Raw genomic sequence first — 14,914 nt, 5'->3', positions numbered from 1 at the left:
CATGCTTGATCCCGTCACACTCGCGGTCCTGAAGGGCCGCCTGGAACAGATCGCCGACGAGATGGACGCCACGCTGTACCGCAGCGCGTTCAATCCCATCATCGCCGAGGCCCACGACGCCTGCCACGGCATGTACGACGCGGCCACCGGCGCCACGCTGGTGCAGGGCAAGTCCGGCCTGCCCGTATTCGTGGGCGCCATGGCCTTCGCCGTCAAGGCCGCGGCCAAGGCGGCCGCCAGTCGCGGCGGCATGGTGGACGGCGACGTCTGGCTGTTCAACGATCCCTACGAAGGCGGCACCCACGCCAACGACTTCAAGCTGGTGCGTCCGGTGTTCCGCGGCGGCAAGCTGTTCTGCTTCCTGGCGTCGGCGGCCCACTGGCACGACGTGGGCGGCGCGGTGCCGGGCAACTACAACCCCGCCGCCACCGAGTGCTGGCAGGAAGCGGTGCAGATTCCGCCCGTGCGCATCGTGCGCGCAGGTGTGCTGGACCTGGACGTGCTGGCCATCCTGCAGGCCAATACCCGCTTGCCCGACAGCCTCTGGGGCGACCTCAACGGGCAGTTGGCGGCGCTGGAATTGGGCGCGGGCCGGCTGGACGGCCTGCTCGACGAGTACGGCGACGCCACCGTGCTGGAATCGCTGGACACGCTGCGCGAACGGGCGCGGCGCCTGATGCGCGACCACATCGCGCGCCTGCCCGACGGCGAATACGCCTTCGAGGACATGCTGGACAACGACGGCGTGCGCGACCAGCCGCTACGCATCGCGCTCAAGCTTAAGGTCCAGGGCGAGCGCCTGACGCTGGACTTCACCGGTACGTCGCCTGCCTGCGCCGGTCCGGTGAATATCTCGCGGGCCACGGCGATCGCGGCCTGCTACGTGGCCTTGAAACACCTGTTCCCGGACGTGCCGGCCAACGCCGGCGTGCTGGACGCGGTGGACGTGGCGCTGCCGGACGGCCTGGTGATCTCGGCGGACCGTCCGCGACCTGTCGGCGGCTATACCGAAACCATTCTGCGCATGATCGACGTGATTTTCTGCGCCATGGCCCAGGCCGAGCCGGCGCGCGCGCTGGCGCAGGCCTACGGCACCATCAATGCCTTGTCGATCGCCGGCTACCGCAGCGATCCCGCCCGGCGCGGCCAGCGCTGGGTGATGTTCAGCTTCTTCGGCGGCGGCCACGGCGGCCATTCGGACGGCGACGGGCTCAGCCACGGCAACGCGCCCATCTCCACCGCGACGATTCCGCCGCTGGAAATCCTGGAGGCGGCCTATCCCGTGCGCTTCACGCAATGGGCGCTGCGCCCCGATTCGGCGGGCGACGGGGAGCACCGCGGCGGCCTGGGCGCCATCTATGAGATCGAATTGCTGGAGGACAGCGCCGAGGCCTTCATCTTCGGCGAACGCGGCAAGAGCGCGCCCAAGGGCATTGCCGGCGGGCGGGAAGCGGCGCTGAACGTCTTCCGCTATCAGCAGGACGGCGGCTGGCAGACCCCGCCCATGCGTTCGAAGATGCTGGGCATCCAGCTCAAGCGCGGCGACCGGGTGCGCCTGGAAACGCCCGGCGGTGGCGGCTATGGCGAGCCCGCCGCGCGTGCGCAGGCGGCGCGTGAGCACGACCGCAAGATGGGTTACGTAAGTGAAAATCTGAAGGAGCAGTCGGCATGAGCGCGGCACAAGGTTTGGTCGTAGGCGTGGACGTGGGCGGCACGTTCACCGACATATTCGTGCTGGACGAGGCGGGCGGCAGCGCCCGCGTGGTGAAGGTGCCTTCCACCCGCGGCGAGGAAGCGCGCGGCTTCATGAACGGCATCGCCCGCGTGGCCGACGGCGCTGGCGCCATCGCCACCATCGTGCACGGCACCACGGTAGGCACCAACGCGCTGCTGGAGCGCAAGGTGGCGCGCACCGGCATCATCACCACCGCGGGCTTTCGCGACGTGCTGGAAATGCGCCGGCGCGACCGGCCCCAGACCTGGGGCCTGCGCGGCAATTACGAGCCCGTGGTCCCGCGCGACCTGCGCCTGGAAGTCGAGGAGCGCGTGCTGGCGGACGGCACCGTGCATACGCCGGTGAACCTGGCGCAGGTCGAGGCCGCCGCCCGGCAACTGCTGGAGCAGGGCTGCGAGGCGGTCTGCCTGTTCTTCGTCAATGCCTATGCCAACCCGGCCAACGAGGCGCAGGCCGCGGCCTGCGTGCGCGCGCTGTGGCCCAATGGCAATGTCACCGCCGCCACCGAGGTGCTGCCTGAGATCCGCGAATTCGAGCGCTGCTCCACGGCCGTGCTCAACGCCTCGCTGCAGCCGGTGGTCGGCGGCTATCTGACGCGGCTGGAATCGGACCTCAAGGACAATGGCTTCGGCGGCGAACTGCTGGTGGTGCAGAGCAACGGCGGCGTGATGTCGCGCCAGACGGCCTGCGACGTGCCGGTGCGCACCGCGCTGTCGGGCCCGGCCGCGGGCGTCATCGCCTGCGCCGCCATCGCGCGCGCCGCGGGCTTTCCCAACGTGGTCAGCGGTGACATGGGCGGCACCTCGTTCGACGTGTCGTTGGTGGCGGGCGGCGAGGCTTCGCTGTCGGCGCAGACCGCCATCGACTTCGGCATGGTGGTGCGCGCGCCCATGATCCAGATCGAAACCATAGGCGCGGGCGGCGGCTCGATCGCCAGCGTGGACGCGGGCGGCCTGCTGCAGGTGGGCCCCGAATCCGCCGGCAGCGTGCCGGGTCCGGCCTGCTATGGCCGCGGCAATACCCGTCCCACCGTGACCGACGCCAATGTGCTGCTGGGCCGCATCGCGGCCGAGCGGCCGCTGGGTGGCGGCCTGCTCGCCAGCATGGACGTGGCGCTGGCGCGCGCCGCCATCGAAGAACACGTGGCCAAGCCGCTGGGCCTGGACGTGTACGCCGCGGCCGAGGCCATCCTGACCGTGGCCAACGCCAAGATGGCGGGCGCGATCCGCGTCGTTTCCATTGAGCGCGGCCACGATCCGCGCAAGTTCGCCTACATGCCGTTTGGCGGCGGCGGCGCGCTGCACGTTTGCGCCATGATGAACGAGGTGGACGCCGTTCGCGGCATCGTGCCGCGCTATCCCGGCGTGACCTCGGCCCTGGGCTGCGTCATGGCCGACATGCGGCATGACGGCGTGCAGACCCTGAACGTGGCGCTGGCCGCCCTGGACGCCGACGACTTGCTGGCCCGTATCGACGGCCTGGCGCTGGCTTGCCAGGATCGGCTGGATTCCGCCGGCGTGGGCTTCGAGGGCATACGCGAGAGCATCGAGCTGGACATGCTGTATGTCGGCCAGAGCCATACCGTGCGGGTCGAAGTCAGCCGCGCCGAACTGAACCTCGCGGGCATCGGCGCCGCGTTCGACCGTGCCTATCGCGCCGCCTTCGGCCGCAGCCTGGAAGGCATTGCCGTGCGCATCCTGAACCTGCGCTATGCGCGCATCGGCCAGCGGCCCAAGTTCGACCTGGCGCTGTTGGCGCCGACCAGCACCGAGATGCCGGATGCGCTGGGCACGCAAGCCGTTTTCCACGGCGGGCAATGGCACGACGCCGTGCGCCATGCGCGGCTGGACCTGCCGGTGGGCGCAGAGGTGGCGGGCCCCGCCATCCTGGAGCAGCCGGACACCACGATCTGGATCGAACCGGGCTTTGGCGGCCAGGTCGATTCCCTGGGCAATCTGCTGATCGCCCGCCAAGCTTCCTAGGAGCCGCGCCCATGTCTGCCTTCGATCCCCGCAGCACCGCGCTGGTCATCATCGACCTGCAGAACGACTTCCTGGCGCCAGGCGGCGCCTACGACCGCGGCGGCGCGGTCAGCCCGCAGGCGCGCGCCTTGCCCGCCCGCGTGGCGCCCGTGGCCCGCAAGCTCAAGGAGCGAGGCGGCTTCGTGGCGGCCAGCCAGTTCACGCTGTGGCCGGACGCCCATGGCGAACCCATGATTTCGCCGCATCTGCGGCAGTTGCGCCCGTTCCTGCGCAAGGGTGATTTCGTCGCCGGCTCCAAGGGGCAGGCCAATGTGGCCGAGCTGGACGGACTGGTGGACGTGTCGGTGTGGAAGGTGGCGTACTCCGCCTTCTTCAATACCCAACTGGACTGGGTGCTGCGGCGCGCGGGCATTTCCAACGTGGTGATCGCCGGCATCGTCACCAACGGCGGCGTGGCCAGCACGGCGCGCGACGCCCACATGCGGGATTATCACGTGGCGGTGCTGGCCGACGGCTGCGCCGCGCCCACGCCGGCCATGCACGATGCCGCGCTGGCGGACCTGCGCACCGTGGCCGATGTGCTGTCCTGCCAGGATTTCCTGGACAGGCTGGCCTCGTGAGTGCGCCGCAGGTCCTGCGGGGCGCTGCGCCCGGCGCGGACGCGATGCATGTGCCGGTGGCCATCATCGGCGCCGGCGCTTGCGGCCTGACCGCCGCGCTGCGCCTGGCCGAGGCTGGCATCGAAACCGTGCTGATCGAGCGCGATGCGGCGCCCAGCGGCTCCACCGCGTTGTCGTCCGGCTTCATTCCGGCGGCGGGCTCGGCGGCGCAGCGGGCCGCCGGCATCGAGGACGACGCGCAGCGCTTTGCCGCCGACATCCAGGCCAAGGCTGGCGGCACGGCCGCGCCACGGCTGGTGGCCGCCTACACCGGGGCGGCCGCGGCCGCCGTGGACAATCTGGCGCGTCACGGACTGGATTTCCAGGTGCTGGACGGCTTTCTGTACCCGGGCCATACCGCCCGCCGCATGCACACCTTGCCCGAGCGCACCGGCGCTGCCCTGGTTGCCGCGCTGGAGCGCGCCGCCACGGGGGCCGGCGCCTACTTGCTGACCCGCGCCCTGGCGCGGCAGATCTGGACGGACGAAGCCGGCCGCATTACGGCGGTGGGCTGCGAGCGGCCGGATGGCTCCATCGACGTGATCGGCTGCGACGTGCTGATCCTGGCCTGCAACGGCTTTGGCGGCAATGCGGCGATGGTGGGCGAGTATTTGCCGGCCATGCGCGGGGCCGTCTACGGCGGCCATGTCGGCAATGACGGCAGCGCGATCGAATGGGGCGCTCAGCTGGGCGCGCATCTGGCCGACCTGGGCGGCTATCAGGGCCACGGTTCCTGGGCCGCGGCCCAGGGCGCGCTGATTTCCTGGGCCGTGATGATGGACGGCGGTGTGCAGATCAACGGGGCGGGGCGGCGCTTTCACGACGAGACCCACGGTTACTCCGAGGCCGCGGTCCATGTGCTGGCGCAACCCGGCGCCCTTGCCTGGAACGTATTCGACGACCGCACGCTGGCGCTGGCGCGCGGCTTCCCGGACTTCGTCCAGGCGGAAGCGGGCCAGGCGCTGAAGACCTGCGTGGACGTCGCGGCGCTGGCGGCCCTGATCGGTTGCGACGAAGCGACGCTGCGCGGGACGCTCGCGGGCGTGGCCCCCGACGCCGCCGATGTGCACGGCCGGCGCTTCGAGCGCGCGCTGCAAGCGCCATACCACGCCATCAAGGTGACGGGCGCGCTGTTCCATACGCAAGGCGGCCTGGACATCGACGCGCACTGCCGCGTACTGGACCAGGCGGGCCATGCCTTGCCCAATCTGCTGGCCGCCGGCGGCGCGGCACGCGGCGTGTCGGGCAACGACGTGTCCGGCTACCTGTCGGGCAATGGCCTGCTCAGCGCGGTGGCGGGCGGCCATATCGCCGCGGCGACCGCCGCATCGTTGCTGGGCCGCGAGCTTTCCTAGGATTTTCCAGACCATGCAAAAACAGAATCTGCAAGCACAGCTGGCCGGCGGCGCCGTGTTGGCTCCGGGCGTCTATGACGCCTTGTCCGCCCTGATCGCCGAACAGGCGGGGTTCGGCGCGCTCTACCTGTCGGGCGCATCCATCGCGTACACGCGGCTGGGGCGTTCGGACATCGGCCTCACCACCTATAGCGAAGTCGAGGACACGCTGGCCCGCATCACCGAGCGGGTGGCCACGCCCGTCATCGTGGACGCCGACACCGGCTTCGGCAATGCCTTGAACACGCAGCGCACGGTGCGCGGCCTGGAGCGCGCGGGCGCGGCCATGATCCAGCTGGAGGACCAGACCTTTCCCAAGCGCTGCGGCCACCTGGACGGCAAGACCGTGATTCCGGCCGCGGAGATGGGCGGCAAGCTGCGGGCGGCAGTGGATGCGCGCGTTCATGCGTCGACCTTGATCCTGGCGCGCACCGACGCCCTGGCGGTGGAAGGCCTGGACGCCGCGCTGGACCGCGCCGAGTCGTATCTGGAAGCGGGTGCGGACGCGCTGTTCATCGAAGCCCTGCGCACGCCCGAGCAGATGCAGGCGGCTTGCAGCCGTTTTGCGCAGCGCGTGCCGCTGCTGGCGAACATGGTCGAAGGGGGTAAGACCCCGGTGCAAAGCGCCGATGCGCTGACCGCGCTGGGATTCCGCATCGTCATTTTCCCGGGCGGCACGGCGCGCGCCGTGGCTCATACCTTGCAAGGCTACTACGGCAGCCTGCGCGCGCATGGCACCACCGCGCCGTGGCGCGAGGGCATGCTGGACTTCGACGGCCTGAACGCCGTCATCGGCACGCCCGAGCTGTTGGAGCGCGGACGCCGCTACGAAGGCTGAGGCCGGCGCTTCAGCGCGGCGTGCGCTGGTGCGGCACCAGCGGCGGCACCGGCTGGTCGGCGACCAGTTCCCAGAATGCCGGCAGGAAGCATTCGGCCACCAGCAGCGGCTGGCCCTGGCGCCAGAAGACGGAGCGACGCGCCCAGATGCGGCCGGCGTCGCGGTCGCGCTGTGCGGTGGGGGTCAATACGCCCAGCGCGGTGCCATGGAACGGTACCGGCGAGGCCAGCCGGCGGCAGGCGAAAGGCGTACGCACGACCGTGCTGTCGTGGTAGAGCATGTCGGCCAGCGGGCGCGTCAGGAGGCGGCGCATGCCTTGCCAGGCGCCGTGGGACGCGCGCAGCGGCGTCAGGCTGCGCGCGGGCACGCTGTCCACGCCGTTCACCGACATCAGCACTTCGCGGATCCACACCGGCGTGCCGGGCGCGATGCCCATCGCCCGGGCTTCATCCAGCGGCGCACCATCCGCGTACTCGGCCAGCACGCGCAGGCGCACCTGGCCGACCTGGCGCAGGCCGGCGGTCAGCGCGCCGGGGCGGAACAGCCAATGGCGCGGGGCAGGGGGCAGGATGGGCGGCGCGCTGGACAGCCAGCCTGCGGCAAGAGGAGGGTGATGTGCTGCGGGTTTGCTCATGGCTGCGTATTATGCCAAGCCGGGCGGGACGGCCCAATGCGTCGCAATGACGCAGCGGCCGCGGGCGCGCTTGGGCGGGCTGGTCCAGCGTCCGGGAAAGCACTTATTGTCCCAGGAACCCGGGCCTCCCTATCATTCGCACACGGTCAACATTGACCTGAACGGCTTGCAGTACCCCGCAGCAATGATTGCTGCTTGAACATACAGTTTGGCTATGAAAGCCCCCGACGTGCACGCAATGCGTGGTCGGGGGCTTTTTCGTTTTCAATTTCCGAATATGGAGCTCGCATGCAAGCGTCGGATCCGCAACGTTCTCCCGCCTCCGTGACCTGGGTGGCCAGTGTGCAGATGGAGCCCGCCATCGGCGAAGTCGCCGCCAACATCGCTCGTTCGATCGAACTGGTGGAGCAGGCGGCGGCCCAGGGGGCACGGCTGGTGGTGCTGCCCGAACTGGCCAACACCGGCTACATGTTCGAAAGCCGCGAGGAAGCCCATGCCCTGGCCGAGACGGTGCCGGAAGGCCCCAGCTCGCAGGCATGGATCGCGTTGGCCCAGCGGCTCGGGATCTACCTGGTGGCAGGCATCGCCGAACGCGCCGGCGGCCGTCTCTACAACTCCGCGCTGGTCGCCGGCCCCGAAGGGTATGTGGGGACTTATCGGAAGCTGCATCTGTGGGGCGATGAGAATCTGTACTTCGAAGCCGGCGACCTGGGCTTGCCGGTGTTCGATACCGAGCTGGGACGCATCGGCGTGGCGATCTGCTACGACGGCTGGTTTCCCGAGGTCTACCGGCTGCTGGCGGTGCGCGGCGCGGACATCGTGGCGGTGCCCACCAATTGGGTGCCGATGCCGGGACAGACGCGCGACGGGCCGGTCATGGCGCACGCGCTGACCATGGGCGGCGCCCACAGCAACGGCCTGACGGTGGTGTGCGCCGACCGCATCGGCACCGAGCGCGGCCAGCCCTTCGTGGGCCGCAGCCTGATCGTGGGCTCCCAGGGCTGGACCGCCGCGGGGCCGGCCAGCGTCGACCAGGAGGAGGTGCTGCTGGCGCCCATAGACCTGAAGGCCTCGCGCCGTGCGCGCCAATTGAATGATTTCAACCACGTGCTGCGCGACAGGCGCCGCGATATCTATGACGAGCAGTTGGGCGCGGCAAGCCTGGCGCAACGCTGAACGACAGTCGTTCCCCCCAAGGAGAAAACCCATGAAGAGCCTATTCAATAGCTGCCGGATCCGTCTGTCGTTTGTCGCATTGCTGGCTGGCGCGGCCAGCGCGCATGCCGCCGAACCGCTGCGCATCGGCGTGCCCGTCGGCCTGTCGGGCGCCAATAGCGTGGTCGCGCCAGGCGTGGTGCAAGCCTCGCAACTGGCGGCCGATGAGATCAATGCGGCCGGCGGCATCCTGGGCCGCCAGATCGTGCTGGAGATCGCCGATGACGCCTCGGGCGCGGTCGGGGCGCAGAAGGCGTATGACACCCTGGTGTTCCAGAAGAAGGTCGACGCCATCATCGCCATGGAAACCAGCGCGGCGCGCAATGCCGCGCTGCCCATCGTGTCGCGCGGCAAGGTGCCGTACATCTACACGTCATTCTATGAAGGCCGTTCCTGCAACCGCTGGCTGCACGTGAACGGCTGGGTGCCGGAGCAGCAGGTCGCGCCGGTGGTGGATCACTTCATGCAGGACCGCAAGGCCAAGACCTTCTTCCTGGTCGGCAGCGACTATGCCTTCGGCCGCGGCATGCTCAAGTTCACGCGGGAATACATCGAAAAGCAGGGTGGACGCGTGGTGGGCGAGGAATACCTGCCCATCGATGGCTCCGATTGGACGCCGGTGATTTCAAAGATACGCTCGGCCAATCCGGACGCGCTGATCAGCTCGACGGCGGGCGGCGGGCCCAATGTCAGCCTGGCCAAGCAGGTCAAGGCGGCAGGCCTGTCCATGCCTTACGGCAATCTGGCGATCGACGAGGGCACCGCCAAGACCATGGGCGACACGGCGGTGGGCATGTACATGTCGGCCTCGTACCTGACCAGCATCGACACGCCGCAGAACCGCAAATTCCTGGACGGCCTGAAGGCGAAGTTCGGCAACGACGCCAAGACCGCCAACGAGTTCTCCGCGCCGCAGTATGAAGCCTTCTACCTGTACAAGGCGGCGGTCGAAAAGGCCGGCGGCACCGATGCGCCCAAGGTGGTGCAGGCATTGAGCGCGGTCACGTTCGACGGCCCGCGCGGCCCGGTGACCATGGACCGCCAGCGCCACGCGGCGCTGACCATGCGCCTGGGACAGGTGCAGCAGGACGGTTCCATCAAGATCCTGCAGACCTTCGACAAAGTCGACCCGGGCGCCCAGTGTCCGGACCTGAAGTGACGGCCATGCCATGACACGCGCCGCCGGTCCTGCCGGCGGCGCCGGAGAGCGATATGGGTTTGCTGCTGGACATCCTGAGCACGGCCGCCATGCTGTTCATCGTGACGGCCGGGCTGATGATCATCTTCGGCGTGATGAAGATCGTCAATTTCGCGCATGGCGCGATTCTTACGCTGGGCAGCTATGCCAGCCTGGTGGTGACGCAGCTGGGGCTGAACCCCTGGCTGGCGCTGCCGTTCGCGCTGGCGGTCGGCGTGCTGGTGGGCATGGGCGTGGAACGCCTGATTGTGCAGCCGCTGTACAAGCGGCCGCTGGACGCCATCCTGGCCACCTGGGGGCTGGGCATCGTGATCGGCCAGCTCATCACCATGGCGTTCGGGCGCGAAGTGAAGTTCGCGGATTCGCCCATCCATGGCGCCGTGTCCTTCCTGGGCACGGAGTATTCGGCGTACCGGCTGTTCCTGGTGCCGGCGGCCCTGCTGATGTATGCGGCCATGACGCTGCTGCTCAGCGGCACGCGCTTTGGCGTGCGGACCCGGGCGGTGATCATGAACGAGGACCTGGCGCGCGGCCTGGGCATCAACGCCGAGCGCATCCGTTTCACCACCTTCGGCCTGGGCGCGGGGCTGGGCGCGCTGGCCGGCGCGCTGATCACGCCCTTGTCCAGCGTCGATCCGAACATGGGACTGCCGTGGCTGGTCAGCGCCTTCATGCTGGTCATGGTGTCGGGGCATTCGATCACCGCGCTCATGCTGACCTGCCTGGTCTACGGCGCCTGCCAGGTGCTGGTAAGCGTCTACGTCAGCCCGATCCTGGGCGGCGTCACCATCGCCGTCCTGGCCGCGCTGACGCTGCGCCTGCGTCCTCAAGGATTCGCCCATGACTGACCGCGCATTGATTCCTCAAACGCTGGCCGGCGCCGCCGATGACGCCTCGTTGCAAAAGGCCTCGCGCAGCCGCAGCCTGCTGGGCCTGGCCGGGCTCTGCCTGGTCCTGACCGCGGCGGGGCCCTGGCTGTTCGACACCTATCTGCTGAACGTGCTGATCAAGGCGCTGTTCTTCGCCGTGGCGGCGGTTACCGTGGATGTGCTGTGGGGCTACACCGGCTACCTGACTTTCGGCCAGTCCGCGTTTTTCGGCGTGGGCGCCTATGCCGCGGGCCTGGCCTTCACCCACTACGGATTCTCGCCTGGCATCGCCGCGCTGGCCGCGCTGGCGGCGGTGGGCGCCGCGGCGCTGCTGGCGCTGGTGACGGGCTGGCTGTCGTTCTACCGCGGGGCCTCGCCGTTCTTCGCCACGGTGATCTCGCTGGTATTGCCCATCGTCCTGATGCAGCTGATGCTGTCCGGCGGCACCTTTACCGGCTCTTCATCCGGCCTGACGGGCTACGAGACCTTCGACCTGTCGCTGGAGGCCTGGTACGTGATCGCGGCTGGCGGCCTGTCGGTGGTGGCGCTGCTGGCCTGGGTGGCGGTGCGCAGCGACGGCGGCCGCATCCTGGTGGCGCTGCGCGACAACGAGGCGCGTTGCAGCTACCTCGGCCTGAACACCGCTCACTGGCGCATCGCGCTGCTGGTGGTGTGCGGCGCCGTGGCTGGCCTGGCAGGCTTCGGCTATGGCGCGTTCAGCGGCGTGGTGGCGCCGGAGCTCACGGGCTTCGTCTTCGGCACGGAGCTGATCATCTGGGTGGCGCTGGGCGGACGCGGCACCATCTGGGGCCCGGTGCTGGGAGCCATCCTCATCAACGTCGCGGGCTCCTATCTCAGCGGCAACATGCCGTTCGTCTGGCAGCTGCTGCTGGGCGTGACCTTTGTGCTGGTGATCCTGCTGCTGCCGCGCGGGCTCCTGCCCCTGCTGACCGCGCCCTGGCGCGCAAGGGCGGGGCGGGCGGCCACGCCCGCGCTGGGCGAGCGCGCCATTCCTGCGCGGCAAGCCGGCGGCGCGGCCCTGGCCTTGAGCCTGGCGGGCGTGTCCAAGCACTTCGGCAGCCTGAAGGTGCTGGAAGGCATCGACCTGCAAGCCCGCGGAGGCGAGCTGTTGGGACTGATCGGCCCCAACGGCGCAGGCAAGACCACGCTGATGCGCTGTATCGCCGATGGCGCCGAGCGGTCCCAGGGCAGGTTGGAACTCTATGGCCACGAAGTGCGGCGCGATGGTCCGGAACAATGCGTGCGCCACGGGCTGGGCCGCAAGTTCCAGAACGCCAACGTGTTCGACACGCTGACCGTGGCCGAAAGCCTGCGCATCGCCACCACGCTGCGCGAGCGGCCGTCGTGGTGGCGCCGCTCGCCCACGCTGGATCTGCCCCCCTATGCGCTGGAGACGCTGCGGGTGACGGGCCTGGACCAGTGCCTGGACGGCGTCGCGCGTGACCTCTCTCACGGGCAGCAGCAGGCGCTGGAACTGGCGATGGTGCTGGCGCTGGAACCGGGCATCGTGCTGTTGGACGAGCCGACGGCCGGGCTGAGCAAGGCCGAGCGCCAGCAGATCGGCCATGTGCTGTCGTCGCTGGCGCACCGCTATGGCCTGTGCTGCCTGCTGGTGGAACACGACTTGGATTTCGTCAAGGAAATCGCGACGCGCATCGTGGTCCTGCATCAGGGCCGCATCGTCATGGACGGGGGATTCCGCGAAGTCGTGGAATCCGAACTGGTGCGCACCATCTACGCGGGCAGCGCGCCGGCTGCGCAAGGAGCAGGGCAATGACGAGTATCGCCGCGCCGGCGTTGCGCTTGGAAGAAGTGTCCAGCGGCTACAAAAGGGCCATGGTGCTGCACGAGGTATCGCTCTCGGTGGAGCGGGGCTCGTGCGTGGCCTTGCTGGGCAAGAACGGCATGGGCAAGAGCACCTTGCTCAAGACGGTCATGGGCTATCTGCCCAAGCAGCGCGGCCGCGTCAGCGTGGGCGGGGTGGACGCGACCCGGCTGCGGCCGCACGAAGTGGCGCGCTGCGGCGTCGCCTACGCGGCCCAGGAGCAACCGCTGTTTCCCGACCTGAGCATCCGCGACAACCTGCGCCTGGGGCTGCCGCGCGAGCAGCTGTTCGACGAGCGCTTCGCCGAGATCGCCGAGCTGTTTCCGGTGTTCACGACCCGCTTGCGCCAGCATGCGGGCACGCTGTCGGGCGGAGAACAGAAAATGCTGCTGGTGGCGCGCGGGCTGATGCAGCGGCCCGCGTTGCTGCTGCTGGATGAGATCACCGAAGGGCTACAGCCCTCGGTGATCGAGCGGTTGGGCCGGGCGCTGAACTGGGAGCGCGAGCGGCACGGCACCACGATGTTCATCGTCGAGCAGAACGTGGCGTTTGCGCTGGACGTGGCCGACCGGTATCTGGTGCTCAAGCAGGGCAGCATCGTCGATGCAGGCGAGGCTGGCGCGTCCGGGGCGGCGGGCAATATCATTGCTCATCTGAAAGTCTGAACGCCATCCGGCCCGAATTCGCCATGACGCACACACGCAATACCCGCTCAAGGATTCCATCATGACCTCGCTCCAGGACCAGGACGCGCAGCGGTCCGGTTGGCGCATCGGCGTGCTCTATTCGCGCAGCGGCGTCACCGGCACGACGGAGTCGCAGCATTTCTTCGGCACGGTGCTGGCGGTGGAAGAGATCAATGAGCTGGGCGGCGTCCTGGGACGGCCGTTGGCGCCCGTGGTGTACGACCCGCGCAGCGATGCCGAGGAATACCGCCGGCTGGCGGCCCGACTGCTGCTGGACGACGAGGTCAGCGTCATTTTCGGCGGTTGCACCTCGCACTGCCGCAAGGCCATGCTGCCGGTGGTGGAGCGCAGCAATTCCCTGCTGTGGTACGGCTCGGTCTACGAAGGCTTCGAGTATTCGCCCAACGTCATCTATACCGGGGCGGCGCCGAACCAGGGCAGCATGCAGCTGGCGGCCTACCTGATCCAGAACTGCGGTTCGCGCATTTTTCTGGTGGGCGCGGACTACATCTATCCGCGCGAGACCAACCGCATCATGCGCGAGACCGTCGAGGAGCACGGCGGCGAGATCCTGGATGAAACCTATCTGCCGCTGGGCTGCGACGACAGCGAGATCAACGACGTGGTCGCGGACATCCGCCGCATCCAGCCCGACGTGGTGTTTTCCACGCTGATCGGCGCCGATGCGCAACGCTTCTACCAGCGCTATCACGAGGCCTGCCAGGCCGAAGGCGCGGCCACCGCGCATATTCCCATCGCCAGCCTGACGATGGCGGAGTCGGAGGTGGCGGAGATCGGGCCGCGACGCTGCGTGGGGCATATCACCGCGGCCACCTACTTCAACACGGTGGACACGCCGGCCAATGCGCACTTCCTGGAACGCTGGCGCGCGCGCTTCGGCGACCATCCCGCCAGCGTCTATGCCGAGACCTGCTACAGCCAGATGCACCTGTTCGCGCGCGCTTTGCAGCGCGTGGGCAGCATGGACACCCGCAAGCTGGTGCAGGCGGTGCACCAGGTGCAGTTCGATGCGCCGGACGGGCAGATGTCCGTGCTGGCGGAAAACAACCACAGCGTGCTGACGCCGCGCATCGGCGTATGCCGCGAGGACGGGCGCTTCGACATCGTCTGGCAAAGCGATGAACCCGTGAAGCCGGACCCGTACCTCACCGCGTTCGGTCTGGACGAGTTCTGGTTGAAATAGCCATGGACCATAGCCTACGCCGCCTCTACGAGGACCTGCGCAGTGTGGCCGTCGCCGTGGTGTATCCGCCGGGCGAGGACCGCGACCTGCTGGTCGAACAGCTCAAGCGCATCGGTTGCCGCATCCATTTGCACTGGCCGTTTCCGGACGGTCCGCCCGCGGGAGTGGACGTCATCTTCTTCCAGGTGTCGCAATGCGGCGGCAACAGCGCCGCCTGGTCGGCCAGCGAGGTCGAGGCCACCTTGATCGCGTTGTCCGAGTACGAAACCCCGACCACGCTGAAACAGCTGCTCAAGACCAACGCGCATGGCGTGCTGACGCGGCCGTTCCGCTCGGCCGGGGTGCTCAGCACGCTGGTGCTGGCGCGTTCGGCCAAGCAATTCCAGAGCCGCCAGCAGTCCAAGATCAACAAGCTGGAAAGCACGATCAAGGCGCGGCGCGTCATCGAGAAGGCCATCCGGGTGCTGATGGATCACCAGCGCCTGGATGAGCGCGCCGCCTATGAGCACATGCGGACCCGGGCGACCGGCCTGCGCGTGAGCGTGGCGGAAGTGGCTGCGATGATCATCGAGGCCAGCGAAGCCATGGAAAAACTTGGCCTGGGAGCCTTGCGCCCGGGCCCGTCCCAGAACCACTGAACGCACTGAATGCGCA

Annotated in this window: 13 protein-coding genes; 12 read left to right on the top strand and 1 reads right to left on the bottom strand. The window is 68.8% G+C overall.

Going from position 1 to position 14,914, the window contains the following annotated elements; genetic code table 11:
- Nucleotide 1 precedes the first annotated feature (1 nt).
- Genes FOC84_RS32320 through FOC84_RS32300 form a run of 5 tightly spaced genes read left to right on the top strand, consistent with a single transcriptional unit; the run spans nt 2 to nt 6,608 of the window.
- Nucleotides 2–1,672, top strand: a complete 1,671-nt coding sequence (locus tag FOC84_RS32320) for a hydantoinase B/oxoprolinase family protein (protein ID WP_173149549.1) — start codon at nt 2–4, stop codon at nt 1,670–1,672.
- Nucleotides 1,669–3,717, top strand: coding sequence for a hydantoinase/oxoprolinase family protein (locus FOC84_RS32315; RefSeq protein WP_173149547.1), 2,049 nt, complete (start codon nt 1,669–1,671; stop codon nt 3,715–3,717). Before FOC84_RS32320 ends, FOC84_RS32315 begins: the two co-directional genes overlap by 4 nt.
- Nucleotides 3,718–3,728: 11 nt before the next feature.
- On the top strand, nt 3,729–4,337 hold the full coding sequence (locus FOC84_RS32310) for a cysteine hydrolase family protein (RefSeq protein WP_088157723.1): 609 nt from the start codon (nt 3,729–3,731) through the stop codon (nt 4,335–4,337).
- Entirely contained in the window at nt 4,334–5,731 is a 1,398-nt protein-coding gene (locus FOC84_RS32305) for an FAD-dependent oxidoreductase (RefSeq protein ID WP_173149545.1), read from the top strand. Before FOC84_RS32310 ends, FOC84_RS32305 begins: the two co-directional genes overlap by 4 nt.
- 13 nt (nt 5,732–5,744) lie before the next feature.
- Nucleotides 5,745–6,608, top strand: coding sequence for an isocitrate lyase/PEP mutase family protein (locus FOC84_RS32300; protein WP_173149543.1), 864 nt, complete (start codon nt 5,745–5,747; stop codon nt 6,606–6,608).
- A 10-nt stretch (nt 6,609–6,618) separates the two neighbouring features.
- On the opposite strand, the gene FOC84_RS32295 is transcribed toward FOC84_RS32300, so the two are convergent.
- Nucleotides 6,619–7,242: a chorismate--pyruvate lyase family protein gene (locus FOC84_RS32295; protein ID WP_173149541.1), complete on the bottom strand. Its 624-nt coding sequence runs from the start codon at nt 7,240–7,242 to the stop codon at nt 6,619–6,621.
- Nucleotides 7,243–7,530: 288 nt separating this feature from the next.
- Here FOC84_RS32295 and FOC84_RS32290 point away from each other — a divergent pair, with 288 nt between their 5' ends.
- The 7 genes from FOC84_RS32290 to FOC84_RS32260 all read left to right on the top strand — a co-directional run bounded on the left by FOC84_RS32290 (nt 7,531) and on the right by FOC84_RS32260 (nt 14,898).
- Nucleotides 7,531–8,418: a nitrilase family protein gene (locus tag FOC84_RS32290; protein ID WP_173149539.1), complete on the top strand. Its 888-nt coding sequence runs from the start codon at nt 7,531–7,533 to the stop codon at nt 8,416–8,418.
- Between the two features lie 31 nt (nt 8,419–8,449).
- Nucleotides 8,450–9,616: a substrate-binding protein gene (locus FOC84_RS32285; protein ID WP_173149537.1), complete on the top strand. Its 1,167-nt coding sequence runs from the start codon at nt 8,450–8,452 to the stop codon at nt 9,614–9,616.
- 53 nt (nt 9,617–9,669) lie between these two features.
- Nucleotides 9,670–10,503: a branched-chain amino acid ABC transporter permease gene (locus FOC84_RS32280; RefSeq protein WP_173149535.1), complete on the top strand. Its 834-nt coding sequence runs from the start codon at nt 9,670–9,672 to the stop codon at nt 10,501–10,503.
- Nucleotides 10,496–12,322, top strand: coding sequence for a branched-chain amino acid ABC transporter ATP-binding protein/permease (locus tag FOC84_RS32275; RefSeq protein WP_173149533.1), 1,827 nt, complete (start codon nt 10,496–10,498; stop codon nt 12,320–12,322). Before FOC84_RS32280 ends, FOC84_RS32275 begins: the two co-directional genes overlap by 8 nt.
- Nucleotides 12,319–13,035 carry an ABC transporter ATP-binding protein gene (locus FOC84_RS32270; RefSeq protein WP_173149531.1) on the top strand — a complete coding sequence of 239 codons (717 nt, stop codon included), beginning with the start codon at nt 12,319–12,321 and terminating at the stop codon, nt 13,033–13,035. Before FOC84_RS32275 ends, FOC84_RS32270 begins: the two co-directional genes overlap by 4 nt.
- 61 nt (nt 13,036–13,096) lie before the next feature.
- Nucleotides 13,097–14,260, top strand: coding sequence for a transporter substrate-binding domain-containing protein (locus FOC84_RS32265; RefSeq protein WP_173149529.1), 1,164 nt, complete (start codon nt 13,097–13,099; stop codon nt 14,258–14,260).
- Between the two features lie 2 nt (nt 14,261–14,262).
- Entirely contained in the window at nt 14,263–14,898 is a 636-nt protein-coding gene (locus tag FOC84_RS32260) for an ANTAR domain-containing response regulator (RefSeq protein WP_173149527.1), read from the top strand.
- The last annotated feature ends 16 nt before the right edge of the window (nt 14,899–14,914 follow it).

It is taken from the genome of Achromobacter pestifer (assembly GCF_013267355.1).
GTDB classification, from domain to species: domain Bacteria; phylum Pseudomonadota; class Gammaproteobacteria; order Burkholderiales; family Burkholderiaceae_B; genus Achromobacter; species Achromobacter pestifer_A.
This window is presented reverse-complemented; position numbering and strand designations above follow the sequence as displayed.